23 protein-coding genes and 1 riboswitch are annotated in these 25,719 nt (G+C 39.4%); of the genes, 8 read left to right on the top strand and 15 right to left on the bottom strand.

Annotated features, from left to right (window positions below; translation table 11 throughout):
* Window positions 1-4: 4 nt before the first annotated feature.
* From CD33_RS20815 to CD33_RS08370, 3 genes are all read right to left on the bottom strand, one after another.
* Window positions 5-5,173: a collagen binding domain-containing protein gene (locus tag CD33_RS20815; protein WP_036200060.1), complete on the bottom strand. Its 5,169-nt coding sequence runs from the start codon at window positions 5,171-5,173 to the stop codon at window positions 5-7.
* Window positions 5,174-5,559: 386 nt separating this feature from the next.
* Window positions 5,560-6,810 carry an HD domain-containing protein gene (locus tag CD33_RS08375; protein WP_052130135.1) on the bottom strand — a complete coding sequence of 417 codons (1,251 nt, stop codon included), beginning with the start codon at window positions 6,808-6,810 and terminating at the stop codon, window positions 5,560-5,562.
* Between the two features lie 330 nt (window positions 6,811-7,140).
* Window positions 7,141-7,365, bottom strand: a complete 225-nt coding sequence (locus CD33_RS08370) for a YuzB family protein (protein WP_036200057.1) — start codon at window positions 7,363-7,365, stop codon at window positions 7,141-7,143.
* Window positions 7,366-7,675: 310 nt separating this feature from the next.
* Here CD33_RS08370 and CD33_RS08365 point away from each other — a divergent pair, with 310 nt between their 5' ends.
* Window positions 7,676-8,338, top strand: a complete 663-nt coding sequence (locus tag CD33_RS08365) for an RsfA family transcriptional regulator (protein ID WP_036200055.1) — start codon at window positions 7,676-7,678, stop codon at window positions 8,336-8,338.
* 32 nt (window positions 8,339-8,370) lie between these two features.
* Here CD33_RS08365 and lipL read toward each other — a convergent pair whose 3' ends face one another.
* Window positions 8,371-9,204 carry an octanoyl-[GcvH]:protein N-octanoyltransferase gene (lipL, locus tag CD33_RS08360; RefSeq protein ID WP_036200053.1) on the bottom strand — a complete coding sequence of 278 codons (834 nt, stop codon included), beginning with the start codon at window positions 9,202-9,204 and terminating at the stop codon, window positions 8,371-8,373.
* Between the two features lie 276 nt (window positions 9,205-9,480).
* Between lipL and hemQ the strand changes: the two genes are divergently transcribed.
* The gene (hemQ, locus tag CD33_RS08355) at window positions 9,481-10,233 is read left to right on the top strand and encodes a hydrogen peroxide-dependent heme synthase (protein ID WP_036200051.1); all 753 of its coding nucleotides are present in this window, start codon (window positions 9,481-9,483) and stop codon (window positions 10,231-10,233) included.
* A 131-nt stretch (window positions 10,234-10,364) separates the two neighbouring features.
* Here hemQ and CD33_RS08350 read toward each other — a convergent pair whose 3' ends face one another.
* The gene (locus tag CD33_RS08350; RefSeq protein WP_036200049.1) at window positions 10,365-10,547 is read right to left on the bottom strand and encodes a hypothetical protein; all 183 of its coding nucleotides are present in this window, start codon (window positions 10,545-10,547) and stop codon (window positions 10,365-10,367) included.
* A gap of 547 nt (window positions 10,548-11,094) precedes the next feature.
* Between CD33_RS08350 and CD33_RS19435 the strand changes: the two genes are divergently transcribed.
* On the top strand, window positions 11,095-11,598 hold the full coding sequence (locus tag CD33_RS19435; protein WP_052130133.1) for a spore coat protein GerQ: 504 nt from the start codon (window positions 11,095-11,097) through the stop codon (window positions 11,596-11,598).
* A gap of 91 nt (window positions 11,599-11,689) precedes the next feature.
* Here CD33_RS19435 and CD33_RS08340 read toward each other — a convergent pair whose 3' ends face one another.
* The 5 genes from CD33_RS08340 to CD33_RS08325 all read right to left on the bottom strand — a co-directional run bounded on the left by CD33_RS08340 (window position 11,690) and on the right by CD33_RS08325 (window position 14,868).
* On the bottom strand, window positions 11,690-12,871 hold the full coding sequence (locus CD33_RS08340; protein ID WP_036200048.1) for a M20 family metallopeptidase: 1,182 nt from the start codon (window positions 12,869-12,871) through the stop codon (window positions 11,690-11,692).
* A gap of 199 nt (window positions 12,872-13,070) precedes the next feature.
* The gene (locus CD33_RS08335; protein ID WP_036200046.1) at window positions 13,071-13,451 is read right to left on the bottom strand and encodes a DUF423 domain-containing protein; all 381 of its coding nucleotides are present in this window, start codon (window positions 13,449-13,451) and stop codon (window positions 13,071-13,073) included.
* Between the two features lie 82 nt (window positions 13,452-13,533).
* Window positions 13,534-13,848 carry a YwdI family protein gene (locus tag CD33_RS08330; RefSeq protein WP_036200044.1) on the bottom strand — a complete coding sequence of 105 codons (315 nt, stop codon included), beginning with the start codon at window positions 13,846-13,848 and terminating at the stop codon, window positions 13,534-13,536.
* Between the two features lie 3 nt (window positions 13,849-13,851).
* Window positions 13,852-14,028 (bottom strand): uracil-DNA glycosylase, encoded by a 177-nt coding sequence (locus tag CD33_RS20690; protein ID WP_084591294.1) that lies wholly within the window; start codon window positions 14,026-14,028, stop codon window positions 13,852-13,854.
* A 153-nt stretch (window positions 14,029-14,181) separates the two neighbouring features.
* Complete coding sequence (locus tag CD33_RS08325; RefSeq protein WP_036200042.1) at window positions 14,182-14,868, bottom strand: uracil-DNA glycosylase; 687 nt, start codon at window positions 14,866-14,868, stop codon at window positions 14,182-14,184.
* 258 nt (window positions 14,869-15,126) lie between these two features.
* Here CD33_RS08325 and thiD point away from each other — a divergent pair, with 258 nt between their 5' ends.
* The 5 genes from thiD (at window position 15,127) to ilvA (ending at window position 20,363) form a co-directional block, all read left to right on the top strand.
* On the top strand, window positions 15,127-15,960 hold the full coding sequence (thiD, locus tag CD33_RS08320; RefSeq protein ID WP_036200040.1) for a bifunctional hydroxymethylpyrimidine kinase/phosphomethylpyrimidine kinase: 834 nt from the start codon (window positions 15,127-15,129) through the stop codon (window positions 15,958-15,960).
* A 320-nt stretch (window positions 15,961-16,280) separates the two neighbouring features.
* Window positions 16,281-16,631, top strand: coding sequence for a YojF family protein (locus tag CD33_RS08315; protein ID WP_036200038.1), 351 nt, complete (start codon window positions 16,281-16,283; stop codon window positions 16,629-16,631).
* Between the two features lie 14 nt (window positions 16,632-16,645).
* Entirely contained in the window at window positions 16,646-17,323 is a 678-nt protein-coding gene (bshB2, locus tag CD33_RS08310) for a bacillithiol biosynthesis deacetylase BshB2 (protein WP_036200036.1), read from the top strand.
* Window positions 17,324-17,581: 258 nt separating this feature from the next.
* Entirely contained in the window at window positions 17,582-18,934 is a 1,353-nt protein-coding gene (locus CD33_RS08305; protein WP_036200034.1) for a YjiH family protein, read from the top strand.
* A gap of 166 nt (window positions 18,935-19,100) precedes the next feature.
* Window positions 19,101-20,363, top strand: coding sequence for a threonine ammonia-lyase IlvA (gene ilvA / locus CD33_RS08300; RefSeq protein ID WP_036200032.1), 1,263 nt, complete (start codon window positions 19,101-19,103; stop codon window positions 20,361-20,363).
* Window positions 20,364-20,670: 307 nt separating this feature from the next.
* Here ilvA and CD33_RS08295 read toward each other — a convergent pair whose 3' ends face one another.
* From CD33_RS08295 to CD33_RS08275, 5 genes are all read right to left on the bottom strand, one after another.
* Entirely contained in the window at window positions 20,671-20,949 is a 279-nt protein-coding gene (locus tag CD33_RS08295; protein ID WP_036200030.1) for a hypothetical protein, read from the bottom strand.
* A 309-nt stretch (window positions 20,950-21,258) separates the two neighbouring features.
* Window positions 21,259-22,242 (bottom strand): nuclease-related domain-containing protein, encoded by a 984-nt coding sequence (locus CD33_RS08290; protein WP_036200028.1) that lies wholly within the window; start codon window positions 22,240-22,242, stop codon window positions 21,259-21,261.
* Window positions 22,243-22,435: 193 nt separating this feature from the next.
* Window positions 22,436-23,233, bottom strand: a complete 798-nt coding sequence (locus CD33_RS08285; protein WP_036200026.1) for an ABC transporter ATP-binding protein — start codon at window positions 23,231-23,233, stop codon at window positions 22,436-22,438.
* Window positions 23,226-24,260, bottom strand: coding sequence for an ABC transporter permease (locus CD33_RS08280; protein ID WP_036200024.1), 1,035 nt, complete (start codon window positions 24,258-24,260; stop codon window positions 23,226-23,228). Before CD33_RS08280 ends, CD33_RS08285 begins: the two co-directional genes overlap by 8 nt.
* Window positions 24,261-24,289: 29 nt before the next feature.
* Window positions 24,290-25,300: an ABC transporter substrate-binding protein gene (locus CD33_RS08275; RefSeq protein ID WP_036200022.1), complete on the bottom strand. Its 1,011-nt coding sequence runs from the start codon at window positions 25,298-25,300 to the stop codon at window positions 24,290-24,292.
* Window positions 25,301-25,671: 371 nt separating this feature from the next.
* Window positions 25,672-25,716, top strand: a riboswitch (PreQ1 riboswitch).
* Window positions 25,717-25,719: the final 3 nt, after the last annotated feature.

The following is a 25,719-nucleotide window of genomic DNA, read 5'->3' as shown; positions in this document are numbered from 1 at the left end:
ATTTTTATGCCATTTTACGGCGACGTGCAAGAGCTATGATACTTGTAGTTACTAATAAAATACCTAGCAACACAATCAATAAATTAGACTTGCCATCCGTTTGCGGAAGCTTCTCCGCATTTGTGTTTTTACCATTGTTATCAGAAGCATTTGCAACATCCTTATCAGAGCCGTCATTTGCCGACTCTACAGCCTCATCATTTGGACTCGATGGGTTACCATCTGAATCTGTTGAATCGCCAACATCTGAATCAGTTGGATCATCGCCATCTGGATTTGTTGGTGTTTCACCTGGTTTGTTTGGATCTTTCGGTGTGTCACCTGGTTTGTTTGGATCCTTTGGCGTGTCACCTGGTTTGTTTGGATCTTTTGGCGTGTCACCCGGTTTGCCAGGGTTTTCGCCAGGATCTGTTGGTGGTATATAGCCCCCACCTCCGCCGCCGGATGGGATTGGTTTTACTATTGCTGCACAAGAATTGTCAACTGTTATAACACCTAAAGTTGCGATATTTTTGCCATCAGCATCTAGTTCAAACACAATGTAATTTCCTGGTTTAAGTTTGTTCGGCTGAACTGTAACTTCCCCATTTTCATCTGTTGTTTCTGTCGCAATAGTATCGCCTACAACATTTCCTTTATACTCCCTAATCTCAACCTTCACATCTTTACGTGCAATTCCATATACGTTTTGCACTGTTAAAGTAAACATCGGACAAACTGGAGCTTGAATTAATTCAGCATTACAATCAAGTTTATAGTCAACTGTAATTGAACCTAGGAATAATTCATTTTCATAAATATTGTAGTTTCCTGATTTAAGGATTGTAGTATCGACAGAAATTTCACCATTCCCATTTGATACAATATCTTTTGCCACAATTTTTCCGTCTGAATCCTTAACTGTCACTTTTACATTTGGGCGTACCTTGCCATCTTGATCTTTCACAGCAATCGTGAACACTGGGCATGCCGGCGCAGGTTGAACTACAGCCTCACATGTTGTATCAACAACAAACTCACCCATTTTCTTTGCATCCTCTAATGTAGATCCTTCATAAACTACATATTTACCCGGTTCCAATGGACTGAAAGTTACTTTTCCTTCTGCATTAGTAGTACCAGTAAATTCTTTTTTGGAGTCTACATTTTGAATCAGTATAGTAACACCGGCTTCTAGTGTTTTTCCATTTACATCATTCACAGTTAATGTGAAATCAGGACATGTCGGGGCTTCTTCCACTTCTGTTAAGCAACCATCTTTATACGTAACATTCACTTCGGAAAGAAATTGCTTATCTTCATATAAATCATATTTACCCGCTTTAGTTGTCGGAGGTATTGTGATTTCACCTTCAGAGTTAGTGGTATCTGTCTTTATCACAGTGCCATCCTTATCCTTTAATGTAACTGTTACGTTCTGGCGAGCATTACCATCTTTATCTTTCAACTTGATAGTAAATACTGGGCAAGAGTTGACAGGTTGGAGTTCCGCTTCACAATCGTTCTTCGTGAACTTGACAGTCGTCTCACCTAGGAATTCTTCACCTTCATGGACCGAGTACTTTCCAGCCTTTATTGCACCCTCACCTGTACGCGGGATAACAAGCTCACCAGCATTGTTGGTAATTTGTGTAGATACAACACGATCACCATCTTTTAAAACAACTTCTTTGTTTGCAACAAGATTTCCATCCACATCACGAATCGTTAACGTAAATTGCGGACACATGTTAGCTTCCTCTACATCTTTTACGTTTTCCACTTCTGTTACTTTGTTTTCATTGCCCTCAATATTAGTATCGTTGTCAAGCCCGAGGACAAATGTGAAATCGCTCATTAATTCATAGCCGTCAGGAGCAGCTATTTCCTTAATTTTATAAGTACCATAGTTGATATTGTTAAATTCGAAATATCCATCTGCATCGGAAGTTGCACTTGCTATCACATAGTCCTTTTTACTAGTGCCTTTACCAATTGTTTTGATTAATTCAAAATTAACGCCTGATAAAGAAACTTTCTCCCCTGTTTCAGGATTGAATCCTACCTTTTGTAGCTTGGCATTTCCCTTTGTTAGTGAAAAGGATGTATCGGAGCTACTAAATGCAAAGTTATTTGAATAATTGTATTCAGTTTTTTGATTTTCACTTGTAGTAAAACCAAAATCAATTTTCGCACTATTGCTAAACGGATCACCCTGCTTAGCTAATGCTACAGTGTCATAACGAACTTGATAAGCTTTATTAGGATTAGCTGGATCATTTAAAACTAATTCAAATCCACTATCTGACGAAGTAGTTAACATATCTGCAGTCGGCTTTTTCCATTGAGTATAAGAAATAGTACCAGTTATTTGGTCCACACTTGTTTCTTCTCGGTACTCAATTGTATTTGGGTCTAAAATTAAACTCTCAGAAACTTTATCAGTCAACGTAATAGAGCCAAGAGCAGAACGCGATTGATTAACTTCTATTGTCCATTTTAGTATATCTGTTGAGTTACTAGATGAGTTACCACTAACAGATTTTTTGATAAGTTGATTCGCATTATTCACAGTCACTTGAGCAGAACCGATGTTATAAGATTTACCTTGTGGTGTAGTAAATGTTGCACCGTTTGTATAAACGTTTCCTGGGTCGTTTTCGTTATCCGACTCGATACCAAGAATATCATTTGAATCTTTCGTTTTATACTCTACAAAATAAACTTTATTTTCTGCACCACCAATTAAGCCATTGAATGTTAAAGTAAAGCTTGTATCAGAAATCGGCGATACGGTATAACCTGCACTAAGTTCATTCCCCTTAGTCCCTTTTGTATCATCCCCGTCTTCTGAACCACTTTCTTCAAGTTGATACTCATATACTTTAATAGAATCCTGGATGATTTGATGACCTGTACCCAGGGTATCTGTTAAAGTAGCTCCATTAATGTTTGTTTTATTAATGTTAACTTTAATTCCCCAAGTAAATTCCTGTGTTTGATAGTTAAATGATCCTGCTTTACTACCATTATTTTTTGTTGTCGTTTCAGGATTATAATCGGAGGTTTTCGTTAATGAATAGGAATCAGTTCCACTGATCCAAGTTGCAGTTGCGGAATTTCCATATCCATTTTCATCAACAGAACCATCTGGAGCAATGTCAAACTTTGTAGTATAGACAATTGTCGCTGTGCTTCCTTCAGCTATATTAATGCCAGTAATTTCAAAGCCTTTGCTTGGATCATTGTCTTTAATAGTAGTAGTATAACTACTATCTGTTGTTCCAGACACCTCTACCGATCCCTCTAAAGTATGCTTACCAGTTATTGAGCCAAATTCAAATGTATCATCAAGCTTCAAATTAGTGATAGGTGCATTATCCGCCTTAATACTTATTGTCCATTTGATTTTCTTGTTCTCAAAATCAATCGTTCGTGATTTACTTAATATGCCTTCTCTTAAAGTATGGGAATCTTGTGCTGTTTTCCCGTTACCACTCACTACTTTGTTAATAAATTCTTGTCGATTTTCTGTGTAAAAATCTTTTTCATTGTAGATAGCTTTATACTTGATTTTATAAGCCTTTGCAGTATCTCCAAAGCTTATCTTAAATTTATTGTTACCTTCATCCTCTTCAATACTATAGCCAGAAATTTCAGTTGAAGACTCTTCCTCGCCTGTTTCTGTTACTTGCACTTCATACACTTTAATCGAGTCAAAGTCAATTTCATGTGGGCTTTCAAGTGTATCTTCAATCCAAGCCTCGGATTCGGGAATGAGTACTTGATTATAGTTATATCGAATTTCCCAATGAGATTGATAGTTTGTATTTTCTTCATCTGCATCCAAAGATTTTTCAAGGGCTTTCCCGTACGTAACCGATTGGGAAGCAGAAGCTGTTTCAGTAACTCCACCATTAGTGAATGTTACAGTATTTGCAAAGGTTTTTGCCCCTTCTCTTTCTGCAGCACTTAAGTCTACTTCTGTTTTATAAGTGACTTTATAAGCATATCTTCCATCCTCTAATGAGATTGGGAAGTTTTCTATACTTGTTGAACCAATAGAAGCACTTGTATCAACTCCATTTAGGTTCACCGCATATTTTTCCACCGTAATGGAATCTTTTATAACAGAATGCCCACTAGCTGGATTGTCAGATAGAACCGCACCACTTAAATCTTTTCCTGCTTTATTAACCCAAACTTCCCAATCCATTTGGTGATTACCATCCACTAACTGTGGATTCCCAATGGCACTTTTAGACACTTTTTCATTAGTAGTTGATGGTAAGAATTTCAAGGAAATTTTTTGTGTTCCTTCCCCGCTTGTCGGAATCTCTAATTCTTGTTCTAATTCATTTGACAAGTTATGAAATCCTGATGTAAAGCTCATCGTGAATTGAACTGGTGCGTCACCAACAAAATCAATCGGCAAATCTTCGTCCAATACCACTTTCACGTTATTATCAGTGGTAGAGTATGAATAGGCCGGGTTTATACCGTCATTCTTCTCCTTATTACCAAAGAAAGCTTTATCGAAATCAATCAGCGAATTCGGAAGCTGGAATTCAAACCAGCTGCCTGCTGCATACATTTTATCTAACACTACGTCAAACGTTACTTCAAATTTAGCAGCTGTATCTTTTGTTAATTCTTTGTTGTAATCAACCGTCACCTCTTCACTATCTATCATCATTTTGAACGATGATAGCGTTGCATGAAGTTCTTCTGGGTCAGTGACAGCCTGTAGAGTACCTGGTTGTATTCCATCTACCAGTTCACCATCACCTGCTTCAGCGCCTTCTTCGGCTCCTGGTTCAGTGCCAGTTTCAGTGCCTTCTTCAGCCCCTGGTTCTTCACTGCCTGGTTCAGCACCTTCTTCGGCCCCTTGTTCTCCGCTGCCGTTTTCAGTACCTTCCCCGGATCCTTGTTCTCCACCGCTGTTTTCAGTACCTTCCCCAGTTTCTCCACTACCAGCTTCAGTGCCGGCTTCGTTTCCGGTATCATTATTAGTTCCGTTGTCTACTTCTGGTAGAGGTTGATTTTCATTAGCAGGTGTACCTGTTGCGTTGTCCTCTAGAGCTTGAAGGTCTGAAGAATTGTTCAGATCCTCACTTGCAAACACCGAAATCGGCGACAGCAACGTTTGGAACACTAGTAGGACGACTATGATTCCTATATTCAGTTTTCTCATTGGAATTATTTATTCCCTCCTTTTATTCGTACTGATCAACTCTATTTATTTAAGTTATGAAACTACTAGTTGTTATATATTATTCTGGGAATTCGTCTATTTTAAGTAAATAGAGTTAACCTTCACCATTCTACTTATCTCCTCTTAAACAACTCTTAAATATTCAGCAATTTACCACTAGAACTATGAAAATAATCCTAAATAACCAATTAAATAGATGGATAGCCAGCTTTAATAGTTCTAAGATACTAGTATATTTTCTCTACACCCCTTTTGGGTAATACATTTTATACTTTAATATTTTGCCATCCCCTAAATAATGTGGATAACCATTAAAAAAGAAGTCTACCTTCTCTTGTAGGACCAAGAGACTGGTAGACTTCCTCTTAAATAAACATGATTTCTTTTGGGTAATACACTTTATAATCTACTTTAATATTGTTTGCCATTGCCGAAACGATGTGGGAAAGCTCGGAAAGTTCTTTAATTTCACCACTTGGCATTTCCATGTAGATTGGTTTTTTTGTTGATTTCAAACCTGGACGGTAAAAATCATACGGTAAGTCCGATGTTGAATCCGGCTTTATATAATACTCAGGATCAAGCCCCACCGATCGCACTTGTTCTACGAGCCACGCAAAACGTTCCGGCTCTTCTTCGGGATTCAAATCGACATGCGCAAATAAATCACGATTGACAAATCGTCTGCAAAGATCTTTCAATATGGCATCCTCTTCACTCATCCAGAATTGGAAGTATGCTAGTAGTACATTTTCATCGAGGGCCAAGTAATCTTCCAACGTTACCTCATTTTTAAAAAATGATTGAAAGTGTGTCGGCTCGAATTTGAATTGATAACCCTCTTCATATAACTTCTTTGCTCGCTTAAGTATATGGTTCAGGATCGCTTCGGCACTACGGGAGACTGGGTGAAAATAGATTTGGAGATACATTTGATAACGGGACATAATGTAATCTTCAATTGCATGCATCCCTGTCGCCTTAAAGACGATCTGGCCTTGCCTTGGGCGTATGACTCTCAAGATTCGTTCCATATCAAAGTGGCCGTAGCTTACGCCTGTAAAATAGGCATCCCGCTGCAAATAGTCCATTCGGTCGGCATCGATCTGGCTCGAAATGAGGCTGACCGCCAACGTATTCGTATAGTTTTTCTCAATCACCAATGCGACTCTCTCTGGAAAATCCTCTGACACTTTCCTTAATATAGCATTGACTTCTGTATTGCCCAATAAAATGAGTCGTGTAAAGTATTCATGGTCAGTATGAAAAACATTTTCAAATGAATGGGAAAACGGTCCATGCCCTAAATCATGAAGCAAAGCCGCACATAGAACCACAAGCCGTTCACTTTCATCCCATTGCGGGCGTCCGCGAAAAACATCGTCCACAATGCGCCGGACAATTTCATATACACCGAGCGAATGATTAAAGCGACTATGTTCCGCACCATGAAAAACGAGATATGTTGTGCCCAGCTGTTTAATTCGACGTAAACGCTGAAACTCTTTCGTACCTATTAAATCCCATATGATTTGATCGCGCACATGAACATAGCGGTGCACAGGATCTTTGAACACTTTTTCTTCTATTAATTTTGCACTTGCGTAATCCTCCACACTCCGCACCTCACTCTCTAAAACTTACCTTTTATTATATGGGAGTTCTCAGCGAATTACATCAAGCACCCACTAAATTACTAGAAATTAACGTATGTTGATGGATTTTTCTTTCATTCATCTAGAAAATTTGAAATTCTATGTATTAGGTAGCTCCTGAAGCAGTTCTATTCCAGAGAGCGCAGTCTGCTATAATTACCGCCTACTAATTCAAGAAGGCAGGAACAGTGGCTTGAGCTTAAATCGCTCCAACTCTTAATAAATAACTTAATCCCTATAGATAGTGTTCAAAAAAGCCATCCCCGATTGTTAGAAGATAGCTTTCTGTCATTATTTTTTAAGTTTTGCTACAACTTTTTCCATTAACTCTTCTTCAGTTAATGCATTTACTGGCCTTCCATTTACGAAGGTGAATGTTTTTTTCCGTCCTGGTCCACAATATGAATGACAGCCAATTTCAATCGTTGCATCTGGATCTAATTCTTTTAACTTAGGAATTAACGTTTTTAAATTAACGGCCTGACATTCATCGCAAACTTTAAATTCGTTTGCCATTTTGCCAACAACCCTTTCTGCTAATAATATCTTTCTTATCGCAAACTATTTTCCCGATATGTTTTTTAATCTAACAGATATTTTAGCCTATGAAAACAGTCATCATCAAGTAAAACGATATTTCTCAATCAAAAGTACAATAAGCGCCACTTTCTCTATCATCATCTTTTTTCCCTTTCCACTTAAAAGAATAAAAAAGAACGAATCTAATATATAGATTAAAAACATTTGAATAAAATTGGAACTTCTTGGACATTATAAGTTTTGTACAAACAAATCAAAACTATGAACTTTACAGGAGGTTTTAAAAATGGTCAAAGTAAGACAAGATGCTTGGTTAAAAGAAAACGACGAATTATTGGCAGAGGCGGTCATTAGACACGTGAAAGAAGGCAGTACCCAGTTGAACGCCTTTGAGGAAGCCGGTGATGCGTTAAATCGAACAGCAGCAGCATGCGGTTTCCGTTGGAATGCTGTAGTGCGCCGATTATATGAGAAAGAATTAGCTGAAGCAAAAAAAGAAAGAAAAGAAAGAATGAGAGTTTTAGGAGTGAATGGTAGACGCCGCACTCAAAGTGTCTATTTGCTGCCAAATGCTCAACCAACAGAAGAGACGAAATCAATTCCCTTATCAGCTCTCAATCTGGATATTGTTATTGCCTATCTATTGCGTTTACAGCATCAAGGCGGCAATGATATGGAAGCAACAAAATGGCGCCATATTGCAAATACATCAACTGAAAAAATAAAAGAGTTAGAACATCAGCTAAAACGACTAGAACAAGAGAATAAAGAAATTCGCGAAGATTATGAGCAATTTGTGCAAATTATGAATCGTGCTCGTAGATTAGTAACACTGGACGAGGACGACAACCGCGTTGCTCCCGTTTTCAAGATGGAGAAAAATGGTAATTTAGTTGCCAACTATACGACCGGCAGTAATGAAAAAGAAAACGTGGATGTGCCGAATTAAGCACACTCACGTTTTTCCTTTACATATGAATCTTACTTCTTATTTAGCATTTTTTCATTTCGTTCAAGTACACGATTTAAATAAAAAGTATATAGTTCCAGTTCGGTTTCATTGAACAATTGAACGGTATTTCGATCACTTATTCGGTTCAACACGGCTTGCAATCTAAAAACGGTCTCCTGAACTGTCAAAGGTATATTCAATAACTCACTCAAACTAGCCATTACTTCAGGCTGAATGTTTGGATAGACAAATTTCGTTTCTTCTTCTTTTTTGCTAACCGTATAGAAATCTTTTACTAGTTTCGCGCGCTCGCTGCCACTTCCTTCAATACAAAGGTAAATTTGGACAGCAATGCCCTGTCTGAGCCGGCGTTGCGATATACCGGCGAATTTCCTTCCCCCGATACTTAAATCATAGGAACCCGGACAATAGGAACCGATAATTTCATAAGCTTCTATTTTGTCGCATGCTTCAGGGAAGAGCAATTTAATAAGATACACCATTACCTCATAGCCCTCATTTATGTTAATGGAACCCTTTTGTTCTGATAATATAATTGAAATATTTAACACGCCACTATCCAATACTACGGCTAGTCCGCCAGAATTACGAACAATAGCTTGATAGTTTCTTGAATTTAAAAATTCAATTCCCTCTTGAACGTATGGTAGTCGATGATCCTGTATGCCAAGGACTACCGTATGATCATGAACCCAAGTTCGGATGGTGCTGCTAGATCGTGTTTGCCCGACCAGCTCGCACAATGTATCATCCATCGCGAATGACTCCAGAGGGGTTTTCCCTTTCATTGTGATGGATTGATCAATAAAACGCCATGTATTTTGTTGTAATAAAGGATGCATTTGTTTGGTACTCCTTCTAACCGAATAATAAGTTAAGCATACACGAAAAGCATTTCATCCATCAATTCCAGCCGGTCACTTTTTGGATTGATAACCTGCTTTGCAAAGAAATTTGAATCAAGTTACTCAAAAAACAGCAAACTTATTCGGAACTGAAAGAATGTCACTCTTGTCAAATTAGTGAATTTCGGCAAGTTGTGCCGTTTCTTACAAGGAATTATTTTGATTTTATGCTAAGATACTTGTGAATGATTATCAATTAAGGAGTGTTATCAAATGAATGAAGCAGCAATTACATTGGATGGCTGGTACTGTTTACATGATTTCAGAGCAATCGACTGGACATCGTGGAAATTAGTTTCACAAGAGGAACGTACAAATGCAGTCAATGAGTTCGTACAATACTTGGAAAAATTAAACGAAGCACATGTTGCCAAAACCGGCTCCCATGCATTCTATTCAATTATTGGGCAAAAAGCCGATTTTATGCTTATGATTCTTCGCGAAACACCTGAAGAACTACAAGAACTAGAAGCGGAATTTAATAAATTGGCGATTGCCGACTTTACAGTGCCAACATATTCTTATGTTTCTGTTGTTGAGCTATCAAACTATTTAGCCAAAGATTCCGATGAAGACCCTTACCAAAACCCGCATGTACGTGCAAGATTATATCCTGAGTTACCGCGTACAAAATATGTATGTTTCTATCCAATGGATAAACGCCGTGAAGGTAATGATAACTGGTACATGCTTGATATGGAAGAGCGTCGCAAGTTAATGCATTCTCATGGTTTGATCGGTCGCAGCTATGCAGGGAAAATTAAGCAGATCATTACAGGTTCTGTCGGCTTAGATGACCATGAGTGGGGTGTGACTTTATTCTCCGAGGATATGCTTCAATTCAAAAAAATCGTGTATGAAATGCGTTTTGATGAAGTTTCTGCAAGATACGGCGAGTTTGGTGAATTCTTAGTCGGAAACTTGTTGGATAACGATAAATTAACAACTTTCTTAACTGTCAAGTAACCAAGAAAATCATGGGGTGCTGGGATGGACAAGGATGCTTTTTAGTCCATTCAAGCGCAACAGCCAGCATTCGCTGCTGGATAGTGTCAATAAGTTGAAGAAAAACGAGGCGTAATCGATAAATTTCGATTCTACGCCTCGTTTTTTTCTTGGTCTTCCTTTGTTCTCAAAATCAAGATAATTGTATTGATGAAAAATCCGATACAGATTATTAAAACAAATAAATACCAATGCAATGGCTGCTTGAAAAGACTTGCGATAAAAAAAGAAATCATCGCACTGATGACTATTGAAACCCAGATACCCACTTGCACAGGATCAACCCCTATATTCTATTCGGTAAGTTACGATTCCCCTTTGAAATAATTTACAAAAGCTCGCGAACCTTTATTTAGTTTCATTTTATTAATAATTCGATCATTTTATACAAAATCTGTGAACTCTTTCTCCCTTTATACATACATTAAAAACATGGGCGATTTTTTATTATTTTTTATTCTTAAATGGGAACAAACGCATAAAGTGTTATGAGGAGGTATGCCATATAGCTGTTTTTTTAGCCAATGATGCTCAGGTGCCCTTCTTTGCACGAATCAAGTGTGATAATGCAAAGGAGATGGGGCGAATTAGGCATGTTGCTTAGCAGGCAATGTCGGTGTTATATATGGTTTAATGCCGAATCGCTTCCAACTTGTTAAAGACTCATGTTAGTCATTATGCCTGCCGGGGACTGTCCGACCCGGTGGTTCAATCAATGGATTACCGGACGAAAAAATTATATGGTTCTTTCTTGTTCAAACAAAATGTTCTGTCTTACTGTTTAAAACTGAAAAAGCAAAAAAAGATGAAAGGGTGTTTTTTTTGACATATCATAATTGGGGTCAATCGACTCAAAATGGGCAACAAGCATATCCAACTTCAAATGGGCAATTTCCTTCGGGACAATTTCCTGGTGGTCAGTTCCCTTCTGGGCAATCTCCTTCTGGGCAGTTTCCTAATTTTCAATTCCCAACTGGGCAAATGAATACTCCTCCAAACCAAGCTGCATCACAAGGTATGATAAATCCAATGAGATCGGCGGCAGCTTTTCGTGAAGAATCGTATATTGAAAATATTTTAAGATTAAATCGCGGTAAAATTGGTACCTTTTACTTTACTATTCCTTCAGGTGAAGTAGGTGAAAATCAAAACGGGGGTACTACCAGGGTTGTCCGTGGAGCTGTCGTTGAGGCGGGCCGGGATCACGCCATTATTGCCGAAGCCGATACAGGTCATTATTACCTGTTCCCTATGATCTACTTTGATTTTGCAGAGTTTACTGAACCATTAACATATCTTCAAGGATCTCCTTTCCCGACAAGATAATGATAAATAATGAAAAAAGCGTAGACAAATTGCCTACACTTTCGAATCCACTTCTTTTTTCGAAGTGGATATTTTTTTCGTTGTCTATTTATTATTTTTTGCTTTGCTTTAAGTATTTTAATGTAGCCAACCCGAGTGTTTTTGCGGCAATCAACATGGCGCTTTCATCAAAATTAAATTGGGCATGGTGATGTGGATAGGCATCCTTCCAAGCTGGATCTTTTGCACCTGTAATAAAAAAGGTCCCTGGCACTTTTTCTAAATAATAGGAGAAATCTTCCCCAACCATTAATGGCGAGCATTCAATGACGTTGTGTACTTCCGAGATTTGGCAGGCAACATCCGCAAGGAATTGCGTTTCCTTTTTATGATTCACAACCGGTGGGTAACCTCTTGTAAAGGCATATTCATAGGTCGCATGGAACCCTTCACACACCGATTTAAGGAGGAGCTCAATCTCATTTTCTATCTGGGTGCGCACCTGTTCATCAAAAGTGCGGACTGTCCCTTTCAGTTCCACTTTCTCGGCTATTACATTGAAAGGATTAATGGCTTCGAAATGCCCAATCGATACAACAGCTGACTTCAATGGATCGATTCTTCTGGATACGACCGTCTGAAGTTGCGTAATAAATTGGGATGCAACTAAAATCGAGTCAACTGAATGATGGGGTTCTGCACCATGGCCCCCTTTTCCTTGAATCGTCACTTCCAGCCGATCCGCTGCAGCCATAATGGCACCATTACGAACGAGTACGTCCCCAAGTGGTGCCGGTGCCCAGAGATGAGTACCAAAGATGACATCCACTCCGTCCAGGCATCCATCTTCTATCATCGGCTTTGCCCCCCCTGGAGCAATTTCTTCGGCAAATTGATGGATAAAGACAATGTTTCCTTGAAGCTCGTCTTTCATCGCTACCAAAGCTTTGGCCAGAACTAGAAGGGTCGCTGTATGACCATCGTGGCCACAAGCATGCATGACACCATCGACTTTTGATTTGTATGGAATATCATTTTGCTCTTGAATGGCCAGTGCATCAAAGTCCGCGCGCAATGCGACCGTTTTCCCCGGCTTTGCCCCTTTCAATGTGGCTACGACACCTCGACCACCAACCCCTTCGCGCACTTCAAGCCCCAATTTCCGATGATAGTTTGCTATATAATTTGGTGTATGTATTTCTTGGAATGATAATTCCGGATTTTCATGCAGGAAGCGTCTAATCGAAACCATTTCTTCATAATGGCTTTCCAATATTGTGAACAATTGTTCCATAGATTTTTCCCCTCTCATTATAGTAGTTTCAACAATATATGTTGATTTTCACTTAAGTTTACCGTTGATATGAAAACTGTATCATGTTTTGGGATGATTAAATATGAAACTTTTTTAGTAAATTCAAAAAATTGGCTCTCTGGTATTCTAATAAAAGAGAATTACAGGATTTCACCCGTAATTCTCTTTTTCAAATCTATTAATGATTGTGTTTTAATGTTGCGATGAGCAGAAGAACCCAACCTACTAAGAACAGTACTCCACCAATTGGGGTAATTGCTCCTAATATGCCGATCCCTGATAACGCTAAAGTATAGAGACTTCCCGAAAAGAAGAATATCCCCAAATTCATGCAAATTGCTGCTATTTTCAATTGTTTTGCGGAACCAAACAATCTTGGGCTCATTAAAATACCGATAGCTAATATCGCAATGGCATGGAACATTTGGTACTGCACCGCTTTTTCCCAGATGCCGATTCCATAATCATCCAATACGCCATCCAGAGCATGTGCGCCAAACGCACCTAACGCAACTACTAAAAGTCCGTGAATTGCACCTGAAATAATCGAACCTTTCATATTTAACCTCTTCTCTATGTATGTCTATCGACGGTTCTTGCCTATAAGTAAAATCCGTCTGTTTTTGAATCTCCTTTAAATCTTAAAAGTCAAAAATCGATTCACCGTTTGCATCATTTTCTTCCAGCTTTGCGCCATTGAAGGAGTTTGTATTTTGAATAATATTTTGCGGTTGTATCGGCATTGGACTTGATTGGAAACTTTGGGCTGGATAAGTTCCCCCGATTGTGGAGGAATTTTGTCCATGAGTTGATGTCTTTGTTCCTTTAGATAATCCCACATTGCATAATGCTCGAATCGCACTTAATTGTTCCCGCAAATACTGTTCATCCGCATGGTTTTTAGTACTGGCTACAAGGTGCTCAATTTCTAATAATAGCGCTTGGTAAGAAATCATTTTTTACCGCTCCCCCAATGTTTGTTTAGGTGAAAATTGCATGCAATCAAGGCCTGAAGATTGCTTGACGACTACAGAGGGAAGCTGCTTGGTTTTAAAGTTATACGCTGTGCAAGACCTTGGATTACGCTGATCCCAAGTCACACGGAAATATTGGCATTTAAAACAATTGACCTTCATGATGACTTCCCTACTTTCTATTTCAATTTAACAGATTTTACATACTGTGAAAAGTTATGCGAATCTGTAGGTTACTTTGTTGACCCTGGCGTGTTTTGTTCCGCCTTAAAAGTAAATTCTTGTAGATTCCGTTTAAGCGGGTACTGTTCAATCCTATCTTCCACTCTCATCCAAACACCATTCGATTTGTTTGTGTCCCCATTCTCTTAACTTATCATTAATTTTCGAGAAAGGTTTGCTGCCGAAAAATCCCCTGTGTGCACTTAGAGGACTAGGATGTGGGGCTTGGAGAATGAAATGATGATTCCCATTTTTTTCAATGATTGTTCTTTTCGTTTGTGCTGGTTTTCCCCACAACACGAAAATTACCGGCTCAGGGCGTTTTGCTAATTTTTCTATGACTGAATCCGTAAATTGTTCCCAGCCTTGCCCTTTATGCGAATTCGCTTCGCCTTGCCTCACCGTCAGTACGGTATTTAATAGGAAAACACCTTGCTTCGCCCATTTCATTAAAAACCCACTATTCGGCAACGGACAACCCAAATCTTGTTCCAGCTCTTTGAAGATATTCCGCAAACTTGGCGGAAGCGGTACGCCTTCTTTTACAGAAAAGCTCATCCCATGAGCCTGACCGGGACCATGATATGGGTCTTGTCCCAGAATGACAACCTTCACATCATTAAAAGCAACTGTCCGGAATGCACTCATGACTTCCTCTTTAGGTGGGTATACTGTTGCCGCACTATATTGTTCTTCTAAAAATTTTTCCAACTCCGAAAAATAAGGTTTGCCAAATTCCGGAGCGAGGATCGCTTCCCAATCATTATTAACTATTTTCATTAAAACACACCTCACTTTAAAACTACTTTATCTCGTTACCCGTTTCAATAGGAGATTCTTTTCATAATCGGCCAATTTTGTGAAAAAATAATTATATGGATGAACAGATCTATAGTTAGAAGGATTCGATTTCCACTTTGTGTCTCAACTCTTTACTGGCACCATACTTTTTATAAAAACTGGCTATTTTTATAAAGTCAGAATTATACTATACTTTAGGACATTAATTTCATTACGCAGTTGAAGGAGCAATCGATTATGGCATTGAAAAAGACATTAACAATCGCAGGTTCAGACGCTTCAGGTGGTGCAGGACTGGAAGCGGATTTGAAAGCATTTGAGGAACATGATACTTACGGTATGGCAGCCGTTACCGTGATCGCTACAATGGATCCTGACAACAACTGGAACCATGGCGTATACACTTTACCTATCGATGTTTTGCAAGCCCAATTAAAAACAGCATTCTCCACTGGGATCGATGCTTTAAAAACTGGTATGTTATCCACTGAAGAAGTGATTCAAACTACTGGTGAAGCAATTAAAGCAGCCGGCGTTGAAAATGTTGTGATTGACCCGGTAATGGTATGTAAAGGTGAAGATGAGGTTCTAAACCCAGGTACAGTCGACGCGATGATCCAATACCTTTTGCCGAACGCCCTTGTTACGACACCTAATCTTTTCGAGGCTGGACAACTTGCTGGTACAGGCACACCCAAAACTATCGAAGAGATGAAAGCAGCCGCAGAAAAAATCAAAGCCCTTGGTGCAAAAAATGTAATCATTAAAGGCGGACGTGCACTTGCTAGCGATAAAGCGATTGACCTATTCTACGATGGCGAAAAATTCTACTTGCTTGAAACACCTAAAGTGGACACTACCTATAACCATGGTGCCGGTTGTACATTTGCGGCAAGCGTTACGGCAAATCTTGCAAACGGATTATCTGTTAAAGAAGCAGTCGTTGAAGCAAAAGAATTCGTCGCAGCTGGTATACAGCACGGATGGAAACTAAACCAATATGTAGGACCCGTTTATCACGGTGCAAAACCCCGTCTCGGCGCACCCGAAGTAACAATTACAGAAGTCTAAATTTTTTATGTGCCAGGCACACAAACAATTCGAGTTCAATTCTGAATTTTCGAAATTGTTTGTGTGCCTGGCACTTTTTATTCTAAGCATTTTCTTTTCATAAAGTTGCCATATTGACTATAATTATTAATAAAGTAAACTCTTGGCTCCCGGGCATACTACATGACTGTGGATCCCCATGCGGTCAATATTTGGTTGGCCACTGCAATGCTGCTTTTATGTTCCGTGACCTCCTCGCTAGAGTTTGAAACTCCTCTGTGCTGAAGGAACATTCAGGTTGTCGAAGCAAGCAAGAGTAAAGATGTGAAAGGAGAATTAAGATGAAGGAAGTACAAGTTAACGAGCTCCAGGAATTGCTTAATTCTTTTGCGAACAAAGATGTCTATATTCATCTGGAAACAACGAATGGAGCATATGCGTCACATTTCGACGAGAGAGTATTTAATGCGGGTGCTTTCATCCGCAACGTAAAGATACGTTATGAATTGGCTAAAATCATAAGTGACACTCCTCACCGAGTAGGTCTAAAAATGAACCATGGCTGGGTTTATGCACAAGGTATTACTCATTACGAGTTAGATGATAAGGGCCGTTTATTAATGGCCGGTCTAGATTTTACAGGGAAACTTGCTGTTGCACTAGAAATTAGTGAAACACCATTTTCTTATTAAGGAGTGGATTTTACATGTCATTACAACCGCAACGTCAAATTTTAGTTGTCTTTCCCCACCCGGACGATGAAGCTTTTTCTTCAGCCGGAACAATCAGACTTTACAGAAATATGGGTGTCCCTGTTACATACGCATGCCTAACCTTAGGTGAAATGGGGCGAAATCTTGGTAACCCGCCTTTCGCAACACGTGAATCTTTACCCGAAATTCGCCGCGAAGAATTAAAAGCAGCTTGTGAAGTGATGGGAATCGATGATTTACGAATGATGGGATTACGCGATAAAACGGTGGAATTTGAAGATGATGAAAAAATGGTCAGCCTCGTTAAAGATCTTATCGATGAATTAAACCCTTCATTAATTATCACTTTCCTACCCGGCTATTCTGTGCACCCAGACCATGAAGCAACTGCACGTGCAGTGTTCGAAACGGTTCGTCGCATGCCAAAAGAAAATCGTCCAACAATTTATGCGGTAGGATTCGCCAACAACACAGTGGCAGAAAAAGGTGCGCCGACCGTTCAGATTGATGTAAGCAGCGTGAAGCTTGATAAAGTAAAAGCACTACAAGCCCACGCTTCACAAACTGCATGGATGATTGAAGAAAATACAAAGCGTAGTGATGAAGGCCAGCCAATGAGTGATAGTTGGTTGCATTATGAACGGTTCTATCAGGTTGATTTGGAAGATTAATGTTAATAATTTAAGGAGTAGGTAATCATTACCTACTCCTTTTCCATACAACAAAAAGTATATTTATACTGTTGTAAAATGCATCACTCTTTAATACCATTAATTAATCAATACCTATTTTTAACATTTTATTCAATTTCCATCCACTCATTAATTTCAGAATTATTTAACTTTTTTCGAACATATTTACACATGAATATTATACCTATATAGTGTATAAATATACAAAACAACCACTACTAAAAAGAGGGACTGCACATGACAAAAAAATTCACTTCATATACATGGTTTCTTTTTATCTTTCTATCGTTAATTGGAATTTTCTTATTTATCACTCCAGTTAATACGGGCGAAGGTTTGAAAGTACCCATTGCAATAATGGCAAATACACTCTCTACCAATGTCGCGAGCTTTATACACTGGTTTGCTTACATTGTCTTTATCATTGCTGCCATCGGTGCCTTAATCATAAAATTGATACCGCAAACCGATGAGAGGACTTTGCTGGATTCTTTATTCCGTGTCAATTGGTTCTGGACGATTATGCGCGTTTTGGCTGTCATTTTCGCCAGCATGTACTTGTTCCAAATTGGGCCAGAAAGCTTTACAAGCGATAACACTGCTGGATTATTAATCACTCCGGACGGCGGATTAGTGACCATGATGTTCTCGTTATTCTTATTTGCCGGCTTGCTTCTACCTTTATTAACAGACTTTGGATTGCTGGAATTCTTCGGTTCCATGATGGTAAAAATTATGCGACCATTATTTAAAATCCCGGGAAGATCCGCAATTGATTGCCTTGCTTCATTCGTAGGAGACGGGACAATCGGCGTCCTATTAACAAGCAGACAATATGAGGAAGGCAATTACACAGCACGTGAAGCGGCTACAATTGCCACTACATTCTCGGTTGTTTCCATTACTTTCTGTTTTGTAGTACTTGATACAATCGGCTTGAACAACTATTTCCTTCAATTCTATGGTTCAGTCATACTGGTATCCATTATTTTGGCTTTCATCATGCCTCGGATTTTCCCATTGCGTGGTAAGCCTGATACAAACTTTGATGGATCTACACCGAACGAGCGTAGCGAAGAAGTCCCTGTTGGATTTAACTCTTTTTCATTCGGTTTAAACAACGCTTTAGAAAAGGCAGACAGCAATAAAAATCTCGGACAAGTAATTGGTTCCGGATTTAAAAATGTACTTGAAATGTGGTTTGCCATTACACCTGTTATTATGGCGTTCGGTACCATTGCTTTAGTGCTTGCTGAATACACTAGCTTCTTCAAAATTCTAGGGATGCCATTCGAGCCAATTCTAGCCGTATTGCAAATCCCTTTTGCAGATCAAGCTGCCCAAACAATGATCGTTGGGTTCGCCGACATGTTATTGCCTTCGATCCTGGGAGCCGGCATTGATTCAGAATTAACTAGATTCTTCATCGCCACCGTATCGGTAACCCAATTAATTTACATGTCAGAAGTCGGTGGGTTAATTTTAGGTACGAAACTCCCAATCAAAATTTGGGATCTGTTCCTGATTTTCTTAATTCGTACAATTATCTCAATCCCAATCGTTGCAATTCTTGCACACCTACTATTCTAATGTATGAGGACTGGCTAAAAGCCGGTCCTTTTTTCGTTAGTTTATCTTACAAAGTTAGCAAGATTCTGTTTGAAGCGGAATTTTTTGAATAAAAAAATAATTCGCAAAAAACATTGGTTTTTATGATAAAATGAGTCAATGCAATAAAAACGGAGGTTACAAATCGATGGAAGTAGTTAATTCAAACAGTATCGCTGTGGAAAAAGTATTAATCGCATATCAACATTTAAAAGATGTTGTGTTACATACACCACTTCAAAAAAATGAATACTTATCCGAAAAATATAAAGCAAATGTCTATATTAAACGTGAAGACTTGCAGCACGTGCGTTCTTTCAAGCTTCGCGGTGCATTCTACAAAATCAAGAAAATTGAAGACGATGCCCGTAAAAGCGGCGTGGTCTGTGCAAGTGCCGGGAACCATGCGCAAGGAGTGGCATTTGCCTGTGCTCACTTGAATATTAAAGGGGCAATTTTTATGCCTCTGACGACGCCTAAGCAAAAAATCGACCAGGTCCGTATGTTTGGACGCAATAATGTAGAGATTATTTTAGAGGGCGATACATTCGACGATTCCGCCAATGCCGCAAAGAACTATAGTCAGGAACATGGTATGATTTTCATCCATCCTTTTGACGATCTAGATATCATTGCTGGGCAAGGCACTGTGGCAGTTGAGGTGTTAAACGATATAGAGGAGCCCCTCGATTATATCTTCGCCGGAATAGGCGGAGGTGGCTTGATGGCCGGTCTTTCTTCTTATATTAAAAACATATCTCCCAATAGCAAAGTAATCGGTGTCGAGCCATCTGGTGCAGCCAGCATGAAAGCTGCCTTTGATAATGGCGGGCCAACAACCCTGGCTAAAATCGATAAATTTTGCGATGGCACGGCTGTCCAATGCGTAGGTGCGAAAACATACGAAATTTGCAAAAAATATTTGGATGATATCGTACTAGTTCCCGAAGGCAAAGTCAGTACAACGATTTTAGATTTATATAATAAACATGCGATTGTGGCAGAACCTTCTGGTGCCCTTCCTGTTTCAGCACTTGATTTCTATGCGGAAGAAATTGAAGGAAAATCCGTAGTTGTAGTCATTACCGGCGGAAACAATGATATCAGCCGCATGCAGGAAATTAGGGAGAAATCCTTATTATATGAAGGGTTGCTCTATTACTTTATCGTTAACTTCCCTCAACGGGCGGGGGCACTGCGTCAATTCCTAACAGTCGTTGTGGGGCCAACCGACGACATTACAACCTTCGAATATACAAAGAAAAACAATAAAGAAAGCGGCCCTGCCCTGGTCGGCATCGAAGTGAGCCATCCCGAAGACTATCATGGCCTCATCAACCGCATGCGCTTTAACGGCTTTGAATTTACAGAAGTCAATAAAGACAGCCAACTCTTCGGGTTGCTGGTTTGATAGAATGATTGGAACACTCGAATTTGATTCGAGTGTTTTTGATTGTGCAACTAGACCCTGAATGTTAACTAGTTTGTTTTGTTTACGGAGCGCGGGCAGTTTTTCGAACGATTTCATTCTCATTACTAGCGGACGCTCTCTTTTTATGAGCGGTTTCTCTTTTTTTTCGAGCGACTTTCTTCTTCTCGAGCGTTTTCGCACTCCTTACGAGCGGACTCTCTTTTTATGAACGATTTCTCTTCCTTATCGAGCGTTTTCACCCTCCTTACGAGCGGGCGCTCTCTTTTTACGGGCGGGTGCTCCACATTTACGGGCGACTTTCTTCTTCTCGAGCGTTTCCTCTCTCCTTACGAGCGGACTCCCCCTTATTACGGGCGATTTCTCCACATTTACGGGCGACTTTCTTCTTCTCGAGCGTTTCCTCTCTCCTTACGAGCAAACTTTCCCTTGATACGAGCGGTTTTCCACATTTCTGAGGACTTTCTTCTTCTCGAGCGTTTTCGCTCTCCTTACGAGCGGGCGCTCTCTTTTTACGGGCGGTTTCTCCTCTTTTTCGAGCGACTTTCTTCTTCTCGAGCGTTTCCACTCTCCTTACGAGCGAACTTTCCCTTGATACGAGCGGTTTCTCTTTTTTTTCGAGCGACTTTCTTCTTCTCGAGCGTTTTCGCTCTCCTTACGAGCGGACTCCCCCTTATTACGGGCGATTTCTCCACATTTCCGAGCAACTTTCCTCTTCTCGAGCGTTTCCACTCTCCTTACGAGCGGACTCTCTCTTTTTATGAGCGGTTTCTCTTCCTTTTCGAGCGACTTTCTTCTTCTCGAGCGTTTCCACTCTCCTTACGAGCAATCCTATTTTTATTAGCCCTTCCCCCCCGATATAGAAACGTCTGCCTATCTATTTGTTATATCTATCCCTCTCATCCAACTTTTCCATATCAAATATCTCCGGGATATTATATTTCCTATTTCTATATGCTCCTGTGTGCACCATATTCAGTTTTTTCAAGATTCGTTTTGCTGCATGACGTGACTCGACCTTTAAAAAGTCCCTTAATTCGCTGTTGGAAATCCATTCATTAATTAAATAACGATAATCTTTCATAGCCTCGTATAAAGAATCGTTACTTTTAAACTCACAAACTGGACACTTGAAATATCCATGATTCCATACCATCACATTTTTAAAGTCACATTTTTTGCATAGTACTCCTTTGCGCAGCTTATTTGGATTTAATTTAGGCTTCCAATCCTTTCGATGATATAAATTCGTCAATTCAACTTTGATCCTTTCAACATCGTGGGAGGTTATTTTTCTCTTGCTATGTTTGTTTGTTATCTTCTCTAGTTCCATTTGTAAGCCGCTAGCGTGGAAAATCGGGGTATCTTTCGGAACTGATCCAATAATTGTTGAATCATTTACTACTATAATTGCGTACTCTATCGGGAGATTTATGTTGATTTCACGTAATCTATCCCTCAAAAAATGATAGTGCCGTTTTATTTGAGCTATGGGGTTTTTAAAAGCATCTATTGTTCCGTCAAAGTTCGTACGAATTAATTGATGTTTGGACTCATCGATGTCTATTTTCCCACTAATATTTTTCACTTCAATAAGCCAAATAAAATGCGGAGTTAGTAAGATAGTGTCGATTTGATGGGTGTTGCCAGCGTGATTAACCGCTTCGTAATTATGGAGTAGATAATGGGGGCTTGGGGGATTCAGTTCCTTCCACATACTTTTTACCAGTTGTTCACCTAAATGTCCTTTGTTATGAATGGTATACATTTCCTTATAGAATTGAAATTCACTTTCTGTTTCTGGAAGCCTTCTCAAAATCGATTCCAATACGATTAACTTCCTTGATTTTGGATGTTTCATTTTATCTTCACCCTTTTTAACAGTATTTTATATGGAACATAAAACTCTAACAAAGTCTAAAATTCAAAGTCATCATCCAAATTCTCTTTATCACAATAAAAAAAGAGAAGAAACTTCGATTTTCTCGAAATTTCTTCTCTGAAAAATTTATTTTCAATTAGGTCATCCACTATCCTCTCAAAACCTACCTCGACTAACTTCCCAACAAAGCACGGTCTGAATTCATTTTTTCACCGCGGATTTTTTCGAATTCGGACATTAAATCCGGGATGGTTAGAGTAGGTTTTTTCGCATCATCGATTGATAGAATGATTTGTCCTTTATCCATCATGATTAAACGATTCCCCAGGTCAATTGCCTGCTGCATGTTGTGGGTAACCATTAATGTTGTTAAGTTCCCTTCTTCCACCAGTTGCTTTGTTAATCGAGTAATCAACTCGGCACGGGATGGGTCGAGCGCTGCTGTATGTTCATCCAAAAGCAATATTGATGGCTTTGTGAATGTTGCCATCAATAAGGATAACGCTTGGCGCTCCCCGCCCGAAAGCATTCCCACTTTTGCATTAAAGCGGTTTTCGAGTCCCAATCCCAATTTTTCAAGTGAAGTTTTAAAGAAATCACGACGGCCGCGGCCTACACCTTTACGCAATCCGCGTTTCGTATTGCGCGAATAAGCAATGGCCAAGTTCTCCTCAATTGTCATCGAAGGGGCGGTACCTGCCATGGGATCTTGGAAAACTCTGCCGATGTACTGGGAACGTTTATATTCCGGTAATTTCGTTACCTCATTCCCTTCGATGGTTACTGCACCAAAGTCAGGTGTTAAGGCACCGGAAATCATGTTCATCATCGTCGATTTTCCTGCTCCATTACTTCCAATTATCGTGACAAAATCACCAGGTGCCAAGTGCAGATTAATATTATCCAAGGCAATTTTTTCGTCCGGTGTTGCTTCATTGAAAATCTTATTTATGCCCTCAAGTTTAAGCAAGGTGATCCCCTCCCCGCAACAATTCTCGTTGTTGGTCAAGTCGTTCGTTCCGTCTTTTTTCTTTGCGCAGTTTCTCACGGCGCTTATCTACCAGTTGCGGGATAACTAAAGCCAAAACTACAATAATAGCTGTAATCAGCTTCATATCAGAAGTATCCAGCCAATCGATGCGCAATGCAATGGCATAGATGATTCGGTAAATAATTGCCCCTGCAACAACAGCCAATGTCGTACGGAAAATTGTCTTTGTTCCAAAGATTGCTTCCCCGATAATTACCGATGCAAGACCAATTACAATCATCCCGATTCCCATATTGGCGTCGGCAAATTTTGAGTACTGTGCGATTAAAGCTCCAGAAAATGCAACCAAGGCATTTGATAGACCTAGCCCTAATACAATTAAGCCATCCGTGTTTGCTGAGAAGCTGCGAATCATTCGCTTATTATCGCCAGTGGCGCGAATTGCCAGCCCCACCTCTGTTTTTAAGAACCAATCTGCAATAAACTTGATGATGAGTGTAATGATTAGCACTACAAAAATGGTACCCCAAGTATTTGGAGCGGTTTGAAAGCCCAACGAATTCTTAATAAAGTTTTCTAAGGCATCATCAACCCCTAAATTACTCCAAAAACTTTGAAACTGTGAAAAAATTGTATCAGCATTCATCAGTGGAATATTGGGTTTTACAATTGCATTTTCTGCAGATAATCCCATAATACGAAGATTGATTGAATACAACGCAATCATCATTAAAATTCCTGAAAGTAATGGATTTATCTTTCCTTTTGTGTGTAGTAGACCCGTCATACATCCTGCAATAAATCCAGCAACAATCGCCATCAATGTAGCTAGTATCGGGTGGTAGCCGAGTGCAATCATCATTGCAGCCGTCGCTGCCCCGGTTACGAAGCTTCCATCAACCGTTAAATCCGGAAAATCTAACACCCGGAATGTTAGATACACTCCGAGTGCCATAATTGCATAGATGATTCCTTGCTCGACTGAACCAAACATCGCTGTAAACATATTGAATCATCTCCTAACTAACTTCTAATTTATTCGTATACTTCCGCGTTCCATGATTCACTGATTTCAAGTCCTAAATTATCAGCGGCACCTTTATTAATAAGCAATTTCAAGTTAGCAGGATATGCAGATGGAATTTCGGAAGGAGTTGCTTCACCATTCAAAATTTTCACTGCCATCTCACCAGCTTCATAACCGATATCATAGTATTCGAATCCGTAGGCACCTAATCCGCCACGTTCAACTGAATCCAGCTCCCCTACCATTAGAGGAAGTTGGTTAGCACTTGCCACTTCAATCACTGATTCCAGCGCTGACACAACTGTGTTATCAGTAATGATATAAAGTGAGTCTACCTTGCCGATTAATGATTCTGTTGCCTGTTTTACTTCCGCCGATGTAGAAACGGCTGCTTCCTCAATTTCAAGACCGGCCTCTTCCAGTAAACTTTTAACTTGTTCAATCTGGGCTACAGAGTTTTGCTCACCAGTGTTATATACTGTCCCGACTTTTTTCGCACCCAATTCATCTTTCAAGAATGCTACAGTATTTGCTATCGTATCAGGATGCAAATCAACAGTACCGGTTACATTTCCACCCGGCGCTTCCATAGAATCAATTAATTCCGCACCTACCGCATCTGTTACAGATGTAAAAATAATTGGAATATCTGATGTTGCCCCTTTGACTGCTTGGGCTGATGGCGTTGAATTGGCAAAAATTAAATCAACACCTTCATTCACCAAGTTTTGGGCAATTGTTGTATTCATGCTTTGATCGTTTTGGGCATTTTCCTCAACAAATTCTACATTTAAACCAGCCTCTTCCAGGGCCGCTTTAAACCCTTCTGTTGCTGCATCCAATGATGGATGCTCCACGATTTGTGTAATACCAACTTTGAAGGATTCCGCCTCTTCGGTTGTTCCAGTACCACTATTGTCCGTGGATTCAGTCGTTTTTTCATTGCCCCCACCACAGGCAGCTAATAAAAGTACGAGTCCAAATAGTAAAAATGTCATCTTTTTCGCACTATTTTTCATTCTGTTTCCCCCTAATTTTTCTCTCTAACTTGCTTGATTCATTTTGAATAAATATTCAAATCTATTTTACTATTCAAAAAAACCGAGTTTGTCGATTATATTACAGCTATCTTTTTTAATAGTCAACAACATTTAGAATGTTCTGAATTCTACTACCTCAAAATACTTCTACCACTAAAACAATTCGGCACTTTAAATCGCTAAAGTAAAGGGTTTTTACAAGGAATTAATTATTTTAGAAAAACATAAAATTTGTGACAAAATTTCAACACTCCTTCATCGAATTCAGAAAAAATCAACTTCTTGACTCCCCAATATAATAAGGATTTGACATATGTGTGAAACTATAATAATATAATTCTCTGTGTTCTTTTACCGTGGTTCGAGAACCTCCCACGCAAAAAAACTAAGGAGAAATG

Origin of the sequence: Ureibacillus sinduriensis BLB-1 = JCM 15800 (genome assembly GCF_000772955.1) — a bacterium.
GTDB classification, from domain to species: Bacteria; Bacillota; Bacilli; order Bacillales_A; family Planococcaceae; genus Ureibacillus; species Ureibacillus sinduriensis.
The sequence above is the reverse complement of the archived record's forward strand: the minus strand, read 5'-3'. Positions and strand labels throughout refer to the sequence as shown.